Source organism: uncultured Solobacterium sp. (assembly GCF_963550625.1).
In the GTDB taxonomy this organism is placed as follows: domain Bacteria; phylum Bacillota_I; class Bacilli_A; order Erysipelotrichales; family Erysipelotrichaceae; genus Bulleidia.
This window is the reverse complement of record NZ_CAUVCV010000009.1, coordinates 1-18,213: the sequence shown is the minus strand read 5'-3', so window position 1 is coordinate 18,213 and position 18,213 is coordinate 1. Positions and strand designations below refer to the sequence as shown.

Sequence of the window (18,213 nt, the reverse complement as noted above, 5' to 3'; positions counted from 1 at the left end):
AGACTATATGAAGACAGAGATTAATAAAATTATCGATGCGCAACAAGATGAGATGATTGCATTCGGCAAGGAGTTGTTTTTGCATCCAGAACTTGGTTATAAAGAATTTGAAACAAAGAAGCTTGTTCAAAAAGAACTTGAAAAGTACGGTATTAACGTAGAGACAGAATACTTTGAGACAGGATTCCAAGTTACTATCGGACAGGGAAAACCTCATATTGGGCTGATTGCGGAATTGGATGCGATTCCTGTAGAAGGCCATCCATGCTCAAATCCAAAGGATCACGCAGCACATGCATGCGGACATAGTACACAAGTCGCAATCATGGTAAATGCAATTATTGCATTAAAGAAATCTGGTTTATTAGAACAGAAAGGAAAAGTAACATTGTTCTTTACACCGGCAGAGGAATATACAGATTTAGACTATCGTCGTAAACTTATCCAAGATGGAAAGATTCGATTCATCGGTGGAAAGATGAACATGCTAGAAGCCGGTGTATTTGGAGATTGTGACTGTATCATACACTTACATGCGATGGGCTCTGAATATGCATATGGTTATGGCTCCTCTCTAGCAGGATTTAAATATAAGAAAATTATCTTCAAAGGAAAGGCATCACATGCAGGAGTACTTCCACATCTAGGTATCAATGCGCTCAATGAATTTACACTATTCAATACAGCTTTAGGAATGTTGCGTGAAACCTTTGAAGAAAAGGATATGGTACGAGTACATGGTATTCTTACAAAGGGTGGAGATACAATTAATAGCGTGCCGTCAGAAGTAATCTATGAATGTTACATTCGTACCTTAAATCAAGATAAATTATTAGAAATTGATCACGAGATTACCTCGATGGCACAACACTGCGCTGCTGCATTAGGTGGAACAGTGGAATTTGCGGATATGATAGGATATCTACCATTTACACCAAACCCAGTACTCAGCGAAGTTGCACATCAGAATATTTTGGATTACACAACAGAAGATAAAATCATTGCAAATGAAAGAAGTATTGCCGGTGGAGATGTAGGTGATGTATCCTGTTTCTATCCAATGATTCAATTTGGATACAATGGTTTTAGCGGTGCAATCCATGGTGTAGATTTTAAGATTGAAGATACATATAAAGCATTCGTAGAACCAGCAAAAATTGTATGTGGATGTATCGTTGATTTATTAGAGAAACCAGAGTTAATCGAACAAATCAAAGCTTCACATCACAGTATGGATAAAGAAGTGTATAAAGCATATTTACAAGGAAAATAAATTGAAGAACTGCTATCAAAAAGATAGCAATTCTTTTTTAAATTTGTTTGACTATTGGTCAAAAATAGATATGATTAAATTGTAAGTGATAAAAGTGGGGGGGAATTCAAATGACAGATACAGAAAAGAATGCAAGCATGGTTTGTCCTAAATGTGGTGCGAACTTGAAGATAGAGGCATATAACGATAATTATGATCAAATCGTATGTCCTTATTGTGATTATAAGAGAATTGAACCAAAGAGAAAGTCTACTGCAGAGCAGATGGATCATGAAGAAAAGATTGTTTATGCAAAAGAAAAAGGATACTTACGTGCAAACGATGAAATTGAAGAAGTTAAGAAAGCACGTACACGTAAGAGAATCGGAATTTCGATTAGTATATTATTATTTGCGGTGATTATTTTTAATTTTGTTGAAAAGATGAATCGTCCAAAGGTTGACCCGTTTTCTAACGTAACCATTGAATGTTCTGGTATCGATGGTAAAGGAAAATGTCAAATGAAATTAGGAGATACCAAAGATGATAAAGGGGAACTTATCAATACAGCTAAAATTAAATATCAAATTTCTAAAACTGATGAATTATCAAATGATGATACATTTACAGTGACAGCAGAAAGTGATACATATCAACTGACAGAAAAATCAAAGATATACACAGTTAGTGGTCTAGATGAATACCTTAAAAATGTAGATGAACTCAGCCAAGACAATATTGATTTACTGGTTTCAGAAGCTATAGCAAAACAACCTGACGCTACTAAGAATGGATCTGGCGCTACTTTTAATTCAGTAACAGCCAAGAAACTGATCGTGATGTCTGGAAACCAAACTAGCACAGTGTACGTAATCTCTGAGATTAACTACACATTGGATGATGGTACAAACGTTACATATTATCTTTCTGCGTACTTCAAAGATGTAGTGCTAAGAAAGAATAGTAATGGTGAATATTCTCTTGCACATGGAGAATCGATGCATGCTGGTAATCTGATTAATCTAATTGCTAGTAGATTCATTTATGGTTATGCAAGTCAAGAGGCAGCTGAAGCAGCAGCTAGAACAACGCAAACACCAGATGCAGATTATTCTGCACTAGATTTACACTAAAATTAAAGATATCAATTTCATGCATACATGTTAATTGATATCTTTTTATATTATGGCAATATATTTGTTATAATAGGTTAAAGAGGTTTATTAATATGTCATATTTCTTTCGCTATGAACCGGATGGGGTTCATAACATGCCTATATTGATTATTCGTATTGTGTTTGTGGCAATTTTACTGTTTGCGTATACGCAAAAGAATAACAAAAAGTTATTGCGGATTTCTTTAATACTTGGTTTAGTATTACAGTTTACTTTATTTCTATGGTATTTAGGAAACCCAATGTTATTTACCAAAGAAGGATTACCACTGTATCATTGTCGATTATCCGCAATCATGCTTGCAGTATCATATTTATTGAAGAAAGAGAAGCTAATGAGATACTTTTCATGGCTCGGTCTTCTAGGTGCAATCATTGCATTCTCTTTTCCAGATCCTTCTCCATTTTTATGGCCACATATTACAAACATTACTTATATCTTTAGTCATATATTATTGGGTGTATCGGCAGTTATTATTTTAAGGAAAGAGGAAACTGTATTAAGTTATAAAGATATTTTCTTGTATACAATTTTGATGAATCTTGCGATTTCATTTGTAAATCATTTTATGGGAAGTAACTATAGTTATTTAAGAGTTTTGCCAAAAATGTTTCCATTTGATTTTACGCCAATACAGCTATTCTTTATACTTTCTGTGCTAATTAGTGTAATTATAATCGTTACAGAAAAGACATATCTGTATATTCATCACTTAAATCATAAAAATGTTGAGGAAGACATCATTATTTAATGGTAAAATAAAAAAGTATCACAGTTTACAGAGGGAGATTTTATGGAAGATATCAAACAAGGATTTAGGAAGTACTTTAAACAAGGAAACCAGGCAATTATTCTGTCATTAATTGCTTGCATTATTGGTATTGGATTAATGACATTGCCAAGAGTAATGCCAAAGTTATTGGCAAATAAGAATAGTGCCGTTATGTTTAACGCTGATAACAGCAAGCAAAATGGTAAGTATACTTATATCGATATTATCGCGATTGACGATTATAGTGCGTATCAAGGTTCTGATTATTACTATGTAGCAGTTGATACTGACCGTTTATTAAATGTAGTTAAAATTGACCAGAGTATCTACAATCAGATGAAAGAACAACAAGCATACTGGTCAACACGTGGTGATGATAAAACTGGGGAGTTGGCTCCAAAGCCATATCGTTTATATGGTGTACAAAAGTTCTTGGCAGATGAATATGTAAATGCTATTGGAAATTCTTATCAAAAGACTACGGAAGAGATGCGTAAGTATATAGGTACTTATTACTTCTCTAACGGTGTTGAATATAATAAGGATCTTGTTAAAACTCTATTCTTAGTGGGTATTGTAGTTGTACTTGCCGGTGCAGTTTGCGCATATGACTTCAATAAGAAAAATAAGAATGTTGAAAAGACAATTGCATACCTCGAGAGCACAGGAAGACTCTATGAAGCTTGGAATGAACTACAGACATACTTACAAGTAAATAAAGATGCAAACTGTCTTCTTCTAGATAACTACGTTATCTCTAAGTCAGAGGGTATGATGAGACCTTATGAAGATATTCTTTGGGCATATCGTTATGTAATGAGAAGAAACTTCGTTGTAGTAAATCAGTATGCATTATGTCGCTTAGTAGATGGTGGTAAGATGCAATTAACTCCTGCAGGCTTCTTAAAGAAGGAAGCGATTGAAGAAATCTTAGATACAATTGCGATGAAGAATCCTTCTGTTATGCTAGGTTATACAAACGAAAACCAACGTGCATATAAGGAGATGACAAGACGCTAAAGAAGATATGTTCTTACAGTAATGTAGGAACATATTTTTTGTTTTATGAAGGGAGAATTCACGAATTTAGGTATGCTATAATAGTAGCCAAATGAGAGGGGGATTCAATGATTAAAGAGCGTCAATTCTATCAACATTTAGTAGCGATGATGATACCTCTTGTGATTCAGGAGATTATAAATTTCTGTGTGCAGATGTTAGATACAGTCATGGTTGGCTCATTAGGAGATGCGGCAGTATCAGCAGTCACCTTGGCAGGGCAACCATACTTTATCTTTAATGTCTTTGCGTTTGGTTTGACTTCTGCAGGGGCGGTTATGATTTCTCAATATTGGGGACAGAAGAATATCGAAAAGATTAAACATATCATGAGTGTTATGTTATGGTCAGTTATCGTCGTATCTGTACTATATATGGGAGCTTGTTGGTTATTTCCACGACAAATCATTCATATATTTGCAAGTGATGAAAAGTTGGTAGAACTTGGTGTATCCTATCTTCAAGTAGTCGTTGTTTCATATCTATTGAATGGATTATCCATGTGGTACTTCTCATCATTATCCGCAAAAGAAAATGTTAAAATCAGTGCAGTTGTATATACAGGATCTTTCTTTGTTAATCTAATCTGTAATTATCTTTTGATTTATGGAAACTTTGGTTTTCCAAAGTTAGGTGTTGTTGGTGCCGCAATCGGTACGATTGTCGCAAGAGCGTTCCAGTTAGTATGTGCAAGTATTTATGCACGCTATCATGAGAAGGATATTCGATTTGGTTTACGTGATATCTTTGACTTTGATAAAACTATGATTCCTACATATTTCCATTTAAGTCTTCCTGTCATTGGGGACGATTTGATTTGGAGTTTGGCAGTATCTACACAGCTAGCTATCATCGGCAGAATGAGTAGTGATTATGTCGCAGCCGCATCAATTGCCAGTGTAGCTCAACAATTTGTAATGATTCTTGTCTATTCCATGGCAAAAAGTGCTACGATTACAACAGGAAAAGCAGTTGGACAAGGTGATTATGAGCGCGTAAAACAAATCGGTAGAACCTTTTTGGTGTTATCTGCGTTTGTAGGCATCCTTGCGTGTGGAGTTGTACTTTCCATACGTACACCAGTATTATCTCTATACCCAAATGTAACAGTTGAGACAAAGAATCTTGCATATCAGTTTATGACTGTGATTGCGGGGATTATGTTATTTACAGGGATTGAAAATACGGCGATTGTAGGTATCTTACGCGGTGCAGGGGATATGCATTATGCATTCCGTGTTGATGCGGGTTGTATGTGGTTTATTGGTCTACCAATGGGAATACTTGCGGCCTTTGTTTGGAAGTTACCTGTAACATATGTATACTTCTTCTTACGTTTTGACGTTATTTTTAAAATTATTTTATGTATTCGTCGAATTTTAAAGGGTGAGTATATTAAAGACTTTACGCGTAAAGCTGCGTCCTAGGAGGTAGTTATGTATTACGGAAATATCAAAGAATATGACATTGCGGATGGTCCGGGGGTGCGTGTATCACTCTTTGTATCGGGTTGTACAAATCGTTGTAAAGGTTGTTTTCAACCACAGACTTGGAGTTTCTGCTATGGACAGCTATATACCGAAGAAGTAGAAAATCATATCTTAGAGGCACTGGGCAAAGAGTATATCCAAGGATTAACACTTCTTGGTGGAGAACCATTTGAACCAGAAAATCAGATAGAGCTTGTAAAACTACTTCGTAAGGTAAAAGAACGCTATCCAGAAAAAGATTTATGGAGTTATACAGGATTTATTTATGAGAAAGATCTTTTAAAGGGTGGAAGAAGACACACTGAAGTGACTGATGAAATGTTGGACTTATTAGATGTTTTGATTGATGGACCATTTATGTGGCAGAAGAAGAATCTTCGTCTGATGTATCGTGGTTCAGAAAACCAACGTGTTATTGATCTTAAGAAAACCCGCAAAGAGGGGAAGGTTGTATTACTAATTGAATGAGAGTGGAAAAAGAATTCCATTCTCTTTTTTACATGGTATAGTAATGATTGCATGGCCGTAAAAGATTGGATATATTCGACATGCATGTACTAAAATGTTGTATTTGGAAATAAAATATAAAAGGATTTTATCTAGATGATGTAGATAAAATAGCAGTATTCTTTGATGGTTATCTATACTCAAGAATACAGCGCATCTTTCAATGGACAACGAAATATCGCATTCTGAAGAAAGAGGAGTAGATTATGAAGAATAAGAACATCTTAGGACATTTACAGATTGTTATGTCCTCATCACTATTTGGCTTAATGCCTTTGATTACAAAGATGGCATATAGCTATGGCGCAACACCGATTACTGTTGCGTTCTGTCGTTGTTTCTACGCGACAATCATTCTTGCGGTAATATTACCGTTTATGAGGAAGAATATCTTTTCGATTGAACGTAAACAAATCGTACCAATGTTAAAGATTGCGATTCCATTTGGATTAATTCCAGTTGCGTTATTTATTGCCTATACATACTTAGATTCAGGTATGGCAACGATTTTATTCTATACACATCCTATCTTTGTCATGGTGTTATCTATCTTGATGTATCATACATTTCCTTCTAAGAAACAAATCCTATGTATGATTTTATGTTTAGCAGGTATTGTTCTATTAAACGCAATTCAAGGTGAAATTAAAGTGGTTGGTATTGCAGTCGCAATTCTTGCAGGATTTATCTATAGCGTATATGTAATTGCTTGTGATCAAAAGGGAATTGATGAAATCGATCCAACTGTACTATCCTTCTGGATTAATTTATTTGCGTCCATTGCGGTAGGTATTATTGGCATCACTAGTGGTCAGCTGATGATTGTTACAGAACCGATGGGACAGGTATCTATGTTTATACTTGCATTAGTAGTGTCTGTTATTGCGGTATTACTATTCCAACATGGTGTATTAATTACAGGTGGTCTAAAGGCTTCGCTACTTAGTACATTTGAACCACTCACAAGTTTATTCATTGGTGTGATTGTATTCCATGAGTTATTAACAGTACGTCAATGGATTGGAATTATATTCGTTCTTGTATCTGTTATTCTACTTGTCATACCAGTTGGAGCGAAAAAAGAAAGTTAAATTTGTAGGGAGATACACATCTTGTATTTCCTTTTTATAATGGTTTCGAATCGAATAATATCAGTTGACGAGCAAAACGAAAAGTATTATATTTAACTTAGTTAGTTTAGTGTAACTAACTACTGAAAATTATGCCAGAAGAACTCATTGTAGAACATTGTGCACCGACATTAGCCGGTGTCAAAACTGGGAACCTTTTTAACTGTGGTTATTCTTGTAAAGAACAGTTAATGAAACAGATTGCAGAAATCAATCATCGTTTCAGAAATTGTGATCTTAGAATGACTGTCCTCAGTTATCCAAAGGATCGAGCACTTATCTATCTATATCGACCAACTTGGTTGAAGATGGATTTATCTAAAGAAGATGTTGTTTCGATTCTAAAGGAAAGAGGGTATCCAATTGATGATATGTCTGCATGTATTGATGTGTTAAGTCAACGTATTCAAGCATCTCATCAACGTGCTTTCCCACATGAAATTGGATGTTTCTTGGGGTATCCTGCAGAAGATGTTCGAGGTTTTATTGAGGATAGTAAACCTTGTAAACTTGTCGGAACTTGGAAAGTTTATGGCAATGAGGAGATGGCAAAACATCTATTCCAAATATATGAGAAATGTACATATGCATATTTGGAACATTTCGAAAAAGGAATGTCTTTAGAGCAGTTAGTTAGATTTGTCTAAATTAAAGGAGGAAAAAATCATGAGTAAAGTAGCAGTTGTGTACACAAGTACAACAGGTAACACAGAAAAGATGGCAGAGGCTGTCGCTGAAGGCGCAAAGAGCAAGGGAGCAGAAGTTGTTGTTTTAACAGCAGATGCATTCTCAGCTGGTGAAGTAGCTAACTACGATGCAATCGCATTCGGTAGCCCAGCTATGGGTGTTGAACAGCTTGAAGAGAGCGTGTTTGAACCAATGTTCGCTGACGTTGAAGGTAGCCTAGCTGGTAAGAAGGTTGGTCTATTCGGCTCCTATGGTTGGGGTGATGGCGAATGGATGCGTACATGGCAGGATCGTGTAGCAGCAGATGGAGCTGTTTTAGTACAAGATGGTGTTATGGCAAACTATGAACCTGATGATGGTGCATTAGCACAGTGCAAAGTATTAGGTGAAGCATTAGCTTAATCAAAGATATGAAATAATAAAACTGTCACTTTCTAGGAAGTGGCAGTTTTTTTGTTTAGTTTGCGATACCATGATGAGCAGTATAACTACCTGCTGTTAATGATGAGAAGTGGTAACCATTCTGTAGACCCCAGACGATAATGCGTTCAACTGCATCCACTGAGAAACCTTTTGTATCGTGTTGTAATACAACAGAAGGACGATTATTCGCTGAAGCGTTTTGAACTTGAGTGATTACATTTTCATAGACTTCATCTGGTGTGGAAGCTCCACCTGCATCACCACTGGATACATTCCAGTCAAAGTAAGTGTAGCCCTTTAAAGCAGCCTGTCTTACTAGGGCTGTCATTATACCTGCAGTATAATTACGGCTAACGGTATTAGAGGAACCACCAGGGAAACGGAACAGATTTGCGTAGGTTCCTGTCTGTTGGTAGATGATATTGTTCATTGCGTTAAAGTCATTCCAGAATGCATCAGTACTAGAATACACATTTGAATAGTCATGCGTGTAGGAATGTTCCGCAACAACGTGACCTGCTTGTGCTTCCTTTTGAATCATATAGATATAATCAGGTTGTAAAGCAGTTACGAAGAAGGTTGCTGGAATATTGTACTTAGCTAGTACATCTAATAGACGTTGTGTATGTGCACTTGGTCCATCATCAAATGTTAAATAAATTGTTTTATTGTCTTCTGCTTGAATCTGATTTGGCGGAAGATTTTGTACGTGTACTACACGCTGTACAGTTGTTTCGTTGTTATGGGAATCCTTGCATGTATATGTAAGTGTATAATCACCAGGAGTGTAAACATCGACACTACCATTAACGACTGTATTTGCAGTAATATCTCCATCTAAATCATCGATTGCAGTATAAGAATCCACAAATTCATTTCCACGAACCCAGGTCACATCATTACCACCAACGAGTGTAATTTCAGGTCCTTTACGATCATCGTAGATAATCTTGCGCTCTTTAATAGCTTTATTGCCATGAGAGTCGATAACTTTATACGTTACAACACCATCTTTTTCTTCACGAATAACTTTATCTGTTAAATCACCATCGTAATTATCCATTGCAGTATAACCTTCTTCCTCATATGGATGATTGAAGAGGGTATAACCATCTGGATTTGATGTGAGTGTAATTTTTGGTGGTGTTGTATCTTGTACAACAACTGTACGCTCTTGTGTAGCTTTTAAACCATCTTTTTCAGCACTATACTCAATTTTATAAGAACCTAATTTACTTGTATCAACAGTACCTTTGCTTTCTACTTCTAACTTTTCACGTAAGAAGGTAAGAATTGTACCTTGTTTATAGGCTACTGCACCTTGGTCTTTATAGTTTGATTTATACTCAACAAGTGTTGTTTGATCGCCGTTTATTTCTATTACAACTTCCCATTTATTTAGTAATACTACAAGACTTGCACTAAATAAAAATAAGACAGTCACGAACATCAAAAACTTTGTTAAGGGTTTTTTGATTGTTTTTCTGTTCATAAAAATACCTCTTTATTTATTTTACCATTAATCATGGTAAAAAGAAAAAAACCACCAGTTTTATTACTGGTGGTAGATTAAGATTTTATTTACTGAATAAATCCTTAGCCTTGTCGATTAAGCCTTCACCAGCTGTCTTAGCTGCGTTAGCTACATTCTGTAAATTATCAAGAAGGCCCTTAACGATGTCGTTCTTCTTAACTTCAGCAGCGATACGGTCAAAGTCTTCCTTTGTTAACTTTCCATCATCGCCTAAGATACCCTTTAATACTTCGTTGTTTGCAGCGAAAGCCTTTAACTTTTCTGGGCTCTTTTTTAATTCTTCAACTACCTTTGTTGCTAGTTCTTGTACATTAATATCTGACATTTTATTTTCTCCTTTAAGGTTGAAGATATCATAATGGAAATAAATCTTGTATACAAGCGAAACTATTCTGATTCCGTAAAATCTTTTGTGGATGTTATTGGGAAACGTATTTCATCCGCATAGAGAAAACTTTCAATACGGGAAGTATATTGCTGGATTGTTTCTAATATTCTAGGCATTTGATCATCTGCGTTATCTGGTTGAATACGATCAACAATAGAAACTTCAATCATACCAAAAGCAGGATTATGCAAATACTTATCATGCCATTCTGAATCTGCTAGAAGTACATTGTATGCATGTTTTACTTTTTCATTTTGTGATACAAGCCAAAGTTCAATGCCAAGAGTATGATGATCTAATGCGATGATAAACTTTAGATAGCGGTCATATAAAAACGCATCATGAATAGAGAAGTAACTGTAATCCATAAACCCAGGTGTAATTTCACTGACAGTGAACATAGAAGGGATAGAATTATGTAACTTTGTAAAATAGTTCATGATTTCGATATATGCGACTTGTAAATCACCTTGATTTACTACTTTTTGATAGGTATCAAGATAATAGTTCATATCTTTTGGCATAGCATCAACCTCCACATAATCAGATTATACTTCATATAACTTTAAGATTATATGGTTTTATCATACCTCATCATTCATATATAATAAAGAACGGAGGTTCATTCTATGAATTTTGATAAATTAAAAAATAACAGCCGTAATATTCTAAAATCAATTGGACTCATTATCCTTGCGTTAGCTATCTATAACGTAGTTTCAGATATTGTAGTAGGGTTTGGATATAGTTTCTTTACAGAGGAACAAATTGAAGCACTTAGCAACTATTTCTTTGATACAGTTATCTGCGTGGTTACATGTATCTTACTATTCTTTGTGTTCTATTTTACTTCTAGAAAGAAGACAGGTCTTGTACTAGCAGATACTAAAATGCCTAAGTGGTTGATTGTTCCATTTGCAATCATTATTACACTTGGTATGGGTTTAGTTAGTTCACTTTGGCTAGACTTTGCATATACACAACTTGCAAATGTACCATTTGTTGCACAGAGTGTTGAAAGCTTTGACTCTGCTTGGTCAACGATAGGTGAAGACCCATATATCTGGGTATGCTTATCTGTTGTTATCTTTGGGCCAATCGCAGAGGAACTCTTATTCCGTGGGATTATCCATAACTCCATTAAGAAGGTATGTAACCCATATGTAGCGATTGTATTATCTGGATTGATGTTCGGTATTTGGCATGGAGAATTTGTACAGAGTGTTTATACAACATTCTTTGGTATTGCATTAGCAGTGGTATATGAATACAGTGGTTCTCTGTGGGTACCAATCGGTATGCATATCTTGAACAACTTTACATCTACATTACCATCAGCACTTGATACAACTTCTACATACTTACTTATCACACGTATAGAAGAAATTAGTTTACTACCTACAATACTATTACTCATCTATATGATTTATGCTATCCATAAAAAGGAGAAAGAAAACCATGAAATTAATTCTGTATCATGCTAATGCAATGATGAAAGAAATTGCTGAAAACTGGGCAAAAGAAAATCAGATTGAAGTAACAGTATTATCAGAATTATTGACTGCAGAAAGTGTAAAACTTGCGAAGGGATATGATGGTATCATCAACTCGCAAGCTGCAGGTACTATCGATAAAGAGATCTATAGTACCTTACGCGAGTATGGTATTCGCCAGATTGCGTTAGTGAGTGCAGGATATGAATTATATGATTTAAAACTCGCAACAGAAAATAACTTAGTGATTACAAATGTTCCTAGTTACTCACCAGAATCGATTGCAGAATATACAGTATTAACTGGTTTGAATCTTGTTCGCAATAACAATACCATCATTGCTAACGTCGCAAAAAACGACTTCCGTTGGCAACCATCCATCTGTGGAAGAGTAATGGGAGATATGAAAGTAGCGATTATTGGAACAGGTAGAATTGGGCAAATTACAGCGAAATTATTCCATGGGTTCGGATGTGAACTTGTTGGATTTGATCTATATCAGAATGAAGGAATTAAGAGTATCCTAACATATAAAGACTCGATTGAAGAAGCAGTTAAGGATGCAGATATCGTTTCCATTCATATGCCAGCAACCGCAGATAATCGTCATTGCTTTGACTATGAGATGTTTCAGAAGTTTAAGCCTGGTGCTATCTTATTAAACATGGCAAGAGGCTCTATTGTTGATACAGAAGGGCTACTAAAGGCTTTGGATGAAGGTATTCTATCTGGTGCAGGTATTGATACTTACGAGTATGAAATGCCATATATCCAAAAGGATTATCAAGATAAGCTAATCGAAGATGAGGTATTTGCACGGCTTGTACATCACCCACGTGTGATGTATTCACCACATATCGCATACTTTACAGATGAAGCAATTAAGAACCTTGTAGAAGGTGCATTAAACGCTGCTGTTGAAGTGATTACAACAGGTACATCTAAATCTAGAGTAAACTAGGCATATGCTTTGTATTTTTAGTTAGTTATGGCTATCATAAAAGTGCGAGGTAAAAGAAAATGAAAAAATTATTGATTCTTGCTTTATCATTGTTCTTGGCTGGCTGTATGGTTACTAAGACAAGTGAAACATCAGGTAGCTACAAAACAATCTCATCAACAGAAGCTCAACAAATGATCGAAGACAATAAGGATGCTCTCATCCTTGATGTTCGAACAGCTGCTGAGTATGAAAGTGGACATATCCCTAATGCAGTAAATCTTTCTAATGAAGATATTCAAGCAGGTAAGGTAGATAGTTTAAAGGATAAGTCACAACTCATTATGGTATATTGCCGTAGTGGTAACCGTAGCCGTCAAGCAGCACAGAAACTAGCTGAACTTGGCTATACAAATGTTGTAGACTTTGGTGGTATCCAAAGTTGGCAAGGAGAAATTGAAAAGTAAAAACTGGTCAATCGACCAGTTTTCTTTATGATAAATGCTCAGTTTTAGAGATTTCCTTTTCGTGTTGTAAAGCAAACCAGAGTTTTGTGCCATCACCGATTTCATCTGCTTCTAAGCGTATTGGTGTAAAGTTTAACTTCTCCATGATACTTACATTTACTAGACGACGAGGTTCATCAACCTCGAAAGAATAGTAATAGGGTTCTGGCCTTGTATCAGGTCCATACTGTGCAATATCAGGATCTAATGCAATGGCGGTATATAAATCTGTATTTTCATAGGAATAACGTAATGCATGTTCCTTAATCATCTGGACCATGTTACGGAATATTAATTGTCTACGATAAGCTGTGGTTACATATGCATTTGTAATTAGTAAGGCTTCTCCTGAAACTAGTAGGGAGGAGCTTTCTTTATTTGGTGGATAAGCAATCTTAGGGAAGTAATTACCACAGAGACAATAATGTTCAAGATAAGTCCAATCAGATTCATCTGCACAGAAGTTAAATACTTTCTCATTGGTTAATAGTGTATCCATGGATGCATGTAATCCCGAGATATCCGCGATAATCGTGTCATCCTCATATACAAGTATTGTGATACGTTCTAATACATTACTATCAATCTCACAAACATGCTTAATCTCTTTTCCATTTGATGACATTATTGGTAAGGCAAATAAGCAGTATACATACTTACCGATAGTTGTAACAGCATAATAGTCAGGATGAATATCATACCAACTTAAAAGAGTATCCGTATCATCAGGTAAATATTTCTCTAATCGATTGAATGCTTTTGTTAAGTATGTTAGTGATAGTTTATTCATGTATGCATTGTAACATTATTATCTATATTTGTATGGAGAGTACTGAATTTATAAGTATAAAGATAGTAAGTAGTCATAAAAATATTGACACCAAATATGACACCAAATATACTATGGAGGAAGATGAATGTCTAAATGGGATAAACTTTTAAATAGGATTTTATCTTTATCTAAAGATATGCGTTTTCAGGAGTTGAAAAAGGTATTGGAGTACTATGGATATCAAATGACAGCACCTTCAAGTGGTAGCAGTCATTATACTTTTCGTAAATCAGGTAAAAATCCTATTACAATTCCAAAACATGAACCTATTAAAAAAATATATGTTGAAATGGTTCGAAAGATAGTAGAGGAGGGTCTTAATGAATACAATTGAGTATTACCTACAATGTCCATATCGTTTAGAGATTATTCCTGATGTAGATGAAGGTGGATATGTCGCAAGCTATCCTGAACTAAATGGATGTATTACAGTTGGTAAAACGTTAGATGATGTTGTTAAGAATGCTGAAGATGCTAAAAGGGAATGGTTAATTGCTGCTTTGGAAAATCATATTGCTATTCCAGATCCAACTGCCTCTGAATATTCTGGGCAGTTTAAGTTACGTCTTCCGAAGAGTCTTCATCGATCTTTGGCTCAACACTCTAAAGAAGAGGGTGTTAGTATGAATCAATATTGCGTATATCTATTATCAAAAAATGACGCAATCAAAAATAGTAAATAAGCATATTAAAAAAGCCAGATTAGCTGGCTTTTTATGTTAGTTATTTCTATCTTTCATTGTTGGGAATAAGAGTACATCACGGATGGAGTCTGTTCCTGTCAATAACATTACGAAGCGGTCGATACCGAAGCCGATACCACCTGTTGGAGGTAGACCGTATTCAAGTGCCTCTACGTAATCTGTATCCATCTCGTTAGCTTCATCATCACCAAGTTCTTTAGCCTTGAGCTGAGCTTCGAAACGTTCTCTTTGATCGATAGGGTCGTTTAGCTCTGTAAAGGCATTATCCATTTCAATACCATTTACTAATAACTCAAAACGATCTGTGAAACGTGGATCTTCTGGGTTTTTCTTTGCAAGTGGTGAAATTTCAATTGGGTGACCATATACAAATGTTGGCTGAACAATCTTATCTTCACAGAATTCTTCGAAGAATAGGGAGATGATGTGTCCAACTGTCATCTGATGTGGTTCAACTGTGATGTGATGTTCTTGCGCAAGCTTGTATGCTTCTTCAACACTCATTGGTTGCCAGAAGTCAACACCAGTTACTTCCTTAACCGCATCTACCATGTTCCATCTCTTGAATGGGGCCTTTAATGAAATGTCCTGGCCCATGAACTTGAAGTCTGTTGTACCACAAACCTCTAATGCAACATGTTCGAATAAACCTTCGTTTAATTCCATCATGCCTTCAAGGTCTGTGTATGCACAATATGCTTCCATTGTTGTAAATTCTGGGTTGTGCTTGAGGTCCATACCTTCATTACGGAAGATACGTCCAATTTCATATACTTTTTCAAGTCCACCAACGATTAATCTCTTTAGTGGTAACTCAGTCGCGATACGTAAATAGAAGTCCTTATCTAATGCGTTATGGTGAGTGATGAATGGTCTAGCATTTGCACCACCTAGAATTGGCTGTAAGATAGGTGTTTCTACTTCAAGGTAGCCTTGGCTATCCATGTAACGGCGGATTGCACTTACAATACGTGGACGTAGGATTGCAATCTTACGGGATTCATCATTCATGATGAGATCAACATATCTTCTGCGGTAACGTTCTTCCTTATCCTGTAAACCATGGAACTTATCAGGAAGAGGGCGTAGTGCCTTGGAGAGGTGAGTATACTCATGTGCTTCTACGGATAATTCACCAGTCTGTGTCTTGATAACTGTACCACGAATACCGATGATATCACCTAAGTCACTTGCCTTAAATAATTCATAGACTTCATCACCAATGATACGCTTGTTGATGACTACCTGAATCTTGCCTTCACGGTCTAAGAGGTGAATGAAGCCAAGCTTACCCATTCTTCTCTTTTGCATGATACGTCCAGCGATGGAAACTTCAGCGTGTAATCTTTCTAGTTCTTCAGCGCTCTTTTCGCCATATTCGTCTTTAATCAACTGTGAGTTGCTTGTACGATTGAATGCTTTACCAAATGGGTCAATACCTTGTTCGCGTAAGGCGTTCATCTTTGCAATACGTACTTCCTGTTGGTCTGTTAAACGAACTTCTTCAACAGCTTTGACAAGTTTCTTTGCATTCTCCTTGATTGCTTGCTTTGTACTCTCAAGTGCAGCTTGTGCTTCTTCTAATGCTTTTTGTCTTTGAGCAAGTTCCTTTTGGAGTTGCTCAGTAATGATGTTCTTTTCTTCTGCCATATGATGACCTCCTTTTCATATAAAAAAGCTCTACGTCAAGGGACGAGAGCTTGTTCGTGGTACCACCCTAATTTACAGTATCTAATACTGCCTCATTTTTGATTGTTAACGCGATCGCGGAATGACTCGGGAGTCCTTGTCAACATATATCCTCTCTGTTTCACTTTCACCATCAGAAACTCGCTGTAAGATACTTTATATGTTCTATCTCCGTCGTTGTCCTTCAACACGCATAGTGTAACAATTTTTTATCAAAACTGCAATCAACTTTACTGGTTTTCTTCAGTGTTTTCTGGTTCTTTTGATAAAAGTTTGTTTACGATAATACCTAGTATCAATGCACAAGCTATAGATGTGATTGTAATCTTACCGAAGCTTAGTGATAATCCACCGATACCTGAGATTAAGATACTTGAGATAACGAATAGGTTTTTGTTGTGGTCTAAGTCAATCTTTTGAACCATCTTTAATCCACTTACAGCGATAAATCCGTAGAGTGCCATACATACGCCACCCATAACACATGCTGGGATAGTGGAGATAAATGTAACGAATGGTGTAAAGAATGAGATTAAGATACATTCAATTGCAGCACCGATAATTGTTAATACAGATGCGTTCTTTGTGATGGCCACACAGGCTACGGATTCACCATATGTTGTATTCGGACAACCGCCGAAGAATGCTCCAATTATAGAACCAACACCATCACCAAGTAATGTTCTATCTAAACCTGGATCTTTTAATAAATCTCTTTCAATAATACTTGAGATATTCTTGTGGTCCGCAATATGTTCTGCAAATACGACGAAGGATACAGGGATGTACGCTACTGCGATTGTTCCAATATAGCCAAGGTCAATATCCTTAATGCCTTCTAGTGCTGTAATAAATGTGAAGTCTGGAATCTTGAAGAATGTTGAGAAGGAAATGCCGTTTGCGAATAGATCAACGATAGGTTGATAGTTTAGAATCTGCATTGGTTCATAACCTGTTTGCACACCGATAAATGTTAGGATAGCGGCTACGATATAACCAGCTAGGATACCAATGATAAATGGAATCATCTTAGCATGGGATTTACCATAGGTACTTGCAATCATTACACCAAGTAGGGCAATGATACCAACTAGTACAGCAAACTGTGTTCTTTCACCAGTTAAACTACTTGTCTGTAAATCACCAACTGCATTGGCTGCTAGTGATAAACCGATAATTGCAACTGTAGGACCAATAACAACTGGTGGCATGATGCGATTTACCCAATCAACACCAATACGCTCAATGAATAATGCTATTACGACATATACAAGTCCTGCAAACGCTGCACCAATAATGAGTCCAACATATCCAGCTGCCATACTGGAAGCTCCAGCAAACGCAGCGGACATCGAACCAATAAACGCAAAAGAAGAACCCAAAAATACCGGGCTCTTCTTACGAGTAAATGCAACATAAACAAGGGTACCAACACCGGCACCAAAAAGAGCAGCAGCGGTATTCATACCGTTTTTGATGATGAGAGGTACTGCGATTGTTGCGGCCATAATTGCTAGCAACTGTTGGAATGCAAAAATAACTAATTGATGAAACTGTGGTTTGTCTTCAACTTTATAAATCAATTTCATATGAAATTCCTCCCTTTAGTTAGGTATGATATCAAATGCATA

20 protein-coding genes are annotated in these 18,213 nt (G+C 36.2%); 14 read left to right on the top strand and 6 right to left on the bottom strand.

The genetic code is table 11. The annotated features are described in order from the left end of the window. The first annotated feature begins 7 nt into the window (after window positions 1-7). The 9 genes from RYK16_RS05930 (at window position 8) to RYK16_RS05890 (ending at window position 8,475) form a co-directional block, all read left to right on the top strand. Window positions 8-1,273, top strand: coding sequence for an amidohydrolase (locus RYK16_RS05930; RefSeq protein WP_314851352.1), 1,266 nt, complete (start codon window positions 8-10; stop codon window positions 1,271-1,273). 110 nt (window positions 1,274-1,383) lie between these two features. Then, window positions 1,384-2,385 carry a hypothetical protein gene (locus RYK16_RS05925; RefSeq protein ID WP_314851351.1) on the top strand — a complete coding sequence of 334 codons (1,002 nt, stop codon included), beginning with the start codon at window positions 1,384-1,386 and terminating at the stop codon, window positions 2,383-2,385. A 95-nt stretch (window positions 2,386-2,480) separates the two neighbouring features. Beyond that, the gene (locus RYK16_RS05920) at window positions 2,481-3,179 is read left to right on the top strand and encodes a YwaF family protein (protein WP_314851350.1); all 699 of its coding nucleotides are present in this window, start codon (window positions 2,481-2,483) and stop codon (window positions 3,177-3,179) included. A 42-nt stretch (window positions 3,180-3,221) separates the two neighbouring features. After that, complete coding sequence (locus RYK16_RS05915) at window positions 3,222-4,220, top strand: DUF6709 family protein (protein ID WP_314851349.1); 999 nt, start codon at window positions 3,222-3,224, stop codon at window positions 4,218-4,220. A 107-nt stretch (window positions 4,221-4,327) separates the two neighbouring features. Beyond that, window positions 4,328-5,686: an MATE family efflux transporter gene (locus RYK16_RS05910; RefSeq protein ID WP_314851348.1), complete on the top strand. Its 1,359-nt coding sequence runs from the start codon at window positions 4,328-4,330 to the stop codon at window positions 5,684-5,686. 9 nt (window positions 5,687-5,695) lie between these two features. Next, window positions 5,696-6,217: an anaerobic ribonucleoside-triphosphate reductase activating protein gene (nrdG, locus tag RYK16_RS05905; RefSeq protein WP_314851347.1), complete on the top strand. Its 522-nt coding sequence runs from the start codon at window positions 5,696-5,698 to the stop codon at window positions 6,215-6,217. A gap of 245 nt (window positions 6,218-6,462) precedes the next feature. Next, complete coding sequence (locus tag RYK16_RS05900) at window positions 6,463-7,347, top strand: DMT family transporter (protein WP_314851346.1); 885 nt, start codon at window positions 6,463-6,465, stop codon at window positions 7,345-7,347. A gap of 131 nt (window positions 7,348-7,478) precedes the next feature. Further along, window positions 7,479-8,033 carry a DUF3793 family protein gene (locus tag RYK16_RS05895; protein WP_314851345.1) on the top strand — a complete coding sequence of 185 codons (555 nt, stop codon included), beginning with the start codon at window positions 7,479-7,481 and terminating at the stop codon, window positions 8,031-8,033. Between the two features lie 19 nt (window positions 8,034-8,052). Further along, a complete protein-coding gene (locus RYK16_RS05890) occupies window positions 8,053-8,475 on the top strand; it encodes a flavodoxin (protein WP_314851344.1) in 423 nt (140 codons plus the stop codon). Window positions 8,476-8,530: 55 nt separating this feature from the next. On the opposite strand, the gene RYK16_RS05885 is transcribed toward RYK16_RS05890, so the two are convergent. The 3 genes from RYK16_RS05885 to RYK16_RS05875 form a co-directional block, all read right to left on the bottom strand. After that, the gene (locus RYK16_RS05885; protein WP_314851343.1) at window positions 8,531-9,988 is read right to left on the bottom strand and encodes a polysaccharide deacetylase family protein; all 1,458 of its coding nucleotides are present in this window, start codon (window positions 9,986-9,988) and stop codon (window positions 8,531-8,533) included. A gap of 85 nt (window positions 9,989-10,073) precedes the next feature. Further along, window positions 10,074-10,355, bottom strand: a complete 282-nt coding sequence (locus RYK16_RS05880) for a hypothetical protein (RefSeq protein WP_314851342.1) — start codon at window positions 10,353-10,355, stop codon at window positions 10,074-10,076. Between the two features lie 62 nt (window positions 10,356-10,417). Continuing rightward, the gene (locus RYK16_RS05875; protein ID WP_314851341.1) at window positions 10,418-10,942 is read right to left on the bottom strand and encodes a DUF7000 family protein; all 525 of its coding nucleotides are present in this window, start codon (window positions 10,940-10,942) and stop codon (window positions 10,418-10,420) included. A gap of 105 nt (window positions 10,943-11,047) precedes the next feature. Here RYK16_RS05875 and RYK16_RS05870 point away from each other — a divergent pair, with 105 nt between their 5' ends. The 3 genes from RYK16_RS05870 to RYK16_RS05860 are packed head-to-tail and all read left to right on the top strand — an operon-like array spanning window position 11,048 to window position 13,318. Beyond that, on the top strand, window positions 11,048-11,902 hold the full coding sequence (locus RYK16_RS05870; RefSeq protein ID WP_314851340.1) for a CPBP family intramembrane glutamic endopeptidase: 855 nt from the start codon (window positions 11,048-11,050) through the stop codon (window positions 11,900-11,902). Then, window positions 11,877-12,872 carry a D-2-hydroxyacid dehydrogenase gene (locus RYK16_RS05865; RefSeq protein WP_314851339.1) on the top strand — a complete coding sequence of 332 codons (996 nt, stop codon included), beginning with the start codon at window positions 11,877-11,879 and terminating at the stop codon, window positions 12,870-12,872. The genes RYK16_RS05870 and RYK16_RS05865 overlap by 26 nt, the downstream gene beginning before the upstream one ends. 59 nt (window positions 12,873-12,931) lie before the next feature. Next, window positions 12,932-13,318, top strand: coding sequence for a rhodanese-like domain-containing protein (locus tag RYK16_RS05860; protein ID WP_314851338.1), 387 nt, complete (start codon window positions 12,932-12,934; stop codon window positions 13,316-13,318). 25 nt (window positions 13,319-13,343) lie between these two features. On the opposite strand, the gene RYK16_RS05855 is transcribed toward RYK16_RS05860, so the two are convergent. Next, window positions 13,344-14,147, bottom strand: coding sequence for a hypothetical protein (locus tag RYK16_RS05855; RefSeq protein WP_314851337.1), 804 nt, complete (start codon window positions 14,145-14,147; stop codon window positions 13,344-13,346). A gap of 127 nt (window positions 14,148-14,274) precedes the next feature. Here RYK16_RS05855 and RYK16_RS05850 point away from each other — a divergent pair, with 127 nt between their 5' ends. Both RYK16_RS05850 and RYK16_RS05845 read left to right on the top strand, forming a co-directional pair. Beyond that, complete coding sequence (locus RYK16_RS05850; protein WP_314851336.1) at window positions 14,275-14,523, top strand: type II toxin-antitoxin system HicA family toxin; 249 nt, start codon at window positions 14,275-14,277, stop codon at window positions 14,521-14,523. Next, complete coding sequence (locus tag RYK16_RS05845) at window positions 14,510-14,872, top strand: toxin-antitoxin system HicB family antitoxin (RefSeq protein ID WP_314851335.1); 363 nt, start codon at window positions 14,510-14,512, stop codon at window positions 14,870-14,872. The genes RYK16_RS05850 and RYK16_RS05845 overlap by 14 nt, the downstream gene beginning before the upstream one ends. A gap of 36 nt (window positions 14,873-14,908) precedes the next feature. Here RYK16_RS05845 and lysS read toward each other — a convergent pair whose 3' ends face one another. Both lysS and RYK16_RS05835 read right to left on the bottom strand, forming a co-directional pair. Beyond that, entirely contained in the window at window positions 14,909-16,543 is a 1,635-nt protein-coding gene (lysS, locus tag RYK16_RS05840) for a lysine--tRNA ligase (RefSeq protein ID WP_314851334.1), read from the bottom strand. A 269-nt stretch (window positions 16,544-16,812) separates the two neighbouring features. Beyond that, window positions 16,813-18,171 carry a solute carrier family 23 protein gene (locus tag RYK16_RS05835; protein ID WP_314851333.1) on the bottom strand — a complete coding sequence of 453 codons (1,359 nt, stop codon included), beginning with the start codon at window positions 18,169-18,171 and terminating at the stop codon, window positions 16,813-16,815. Between the last annotated feature and the right edge of the window lie 42 nt (window positions 18,172-18,213).

Coding starts and splice junctions, on each gene's coding strand:
- RYK16_RS05930 (WP_314851352.1), top strand. CDS start 8: ATGAAGACAGAGATTAATAAAATTATCGATGCGCAACAAGATGAGATG.
- RYK16_RS05925 (WP_314851351.1), top strand. CDS start 1,384: ATGACAGATACAGAAAAGAATGCAAGCATGGTTTGTCCTAAATGTGGT.
- RYK16_RS05920 (WP_314851350.1), top strand. CDS start 2,481: ATGTCATATTTCTTTCGCTATGAACCGGATGGGGTTCATAACATGCCT.
- RYK16_RS05915 (WP_314851349.1), top strand. CDS start 3,222: ATGGAAGATATCAAACAAGGATTTAGGAAGTACTTTAAACAAGGAAAC.
- RYK16_RS05910 (WP_314851348.1), top strand. CDS start 4,328: ATGATTAAAGAGCGTCAATTCTATCAACATTTAGTAGCGATGATGATA.
- nrdG (WP_314851347.1), top strand. CDS start 5,696: ATGTATTACGGAAATATCAAAGAATATGACATTGCGGATGGTCCGGGG.
- RYK16_RS05900 (WP_314851346.1), top strand. CDS start 6,463: ATGAAGAATAAGAACATCTTAGGACATTTACAGATTGTTATGTCCTCA.
- RYK16_RS05895 (WP_314851345.1), top strand. CDS start 7,479: ATGCCAGAAGAACTCATTGTAGAACATTGTGCACCGACATTAGCCGGT.
- RYK16_RS05890 (WP_314851344.1), top strand. CDS start 8,053: ATGAGTAAAGTAGCAGTTGTGTACACAAGTACAACAGGTAACACAGAA.
- RYK16_RS05885 (WP_314851343.1), bottom strand. CDS start 9,988: ATGAACAGAAAAACAATCAAAAAACCCTTAACAAAGTTTTTGATGTTC.
- RYK16_RS05880 (WP_314851342.1), bottom strand. CDS start 10,355: ATGTCAGATATTAATGTACAAGAACTAGCAACAAAGGTAGTTGAAGAA.
- RYK16_RS05875 (WP_314851341.1), bottom strand. CDS start 10,942: ATGCCAAAAGATATGAACTATTATCTTGATACCTATCAAAAAGTAGTA.
- RYK16_RS05870 (WP_314851340.1), top strand. CDS start 11,048: ATGAATTTTGATAAATTAAAAAATAACAGCCGTAATATTCTAAAATCA.
- RYK16_RS05865 (WP_314851339.1), top strand. CDS start 11,877: ATGAAATTAATTCTGTATCATGCTAATGCAATGATGAAAGAAATTGCT.
- RYK16_RS05860 (WP_314851338.1), top strand. CDS start 12,932: ATGAAAAAATTATTGATTCTTGCTTTATCATTGTTCTTGGCTGGCTGT.
- RYK16_RS05855 (WP_314851337.1), bottom strand. CDS start 14,147: ATGAATAAACTATCACTAACATACTTAACAAAAGCATTCAATCGATTA.
- RYK16_RS05850 (WP_314851336.1), top strand. CDS start 14,275: ATGTCTAAATGGGATAAACTTTTAAATAGGATTTTATCTTTATCTAAA.
- RYK16_RS05845 (WP_314851335.1), top strand. CDS start 14,510: ATGAATACAATTGAGTATTACCTACAATGTCCATATCGTTTAGAGATT.
- lysS (WP_314851334.1), bottom strand. CDS start 16,543: ATGGCAGAAGAAAAGAACATCATTACTGAGCAACTCCAAAAGGAACTT.
- RYK16_RS05835 (WP_314851333.1), bottom strand. CDS start 18,171: ATGAAATTGATTTATAAAGTTGAAGACAAACCACAGTTTCATCAATTA.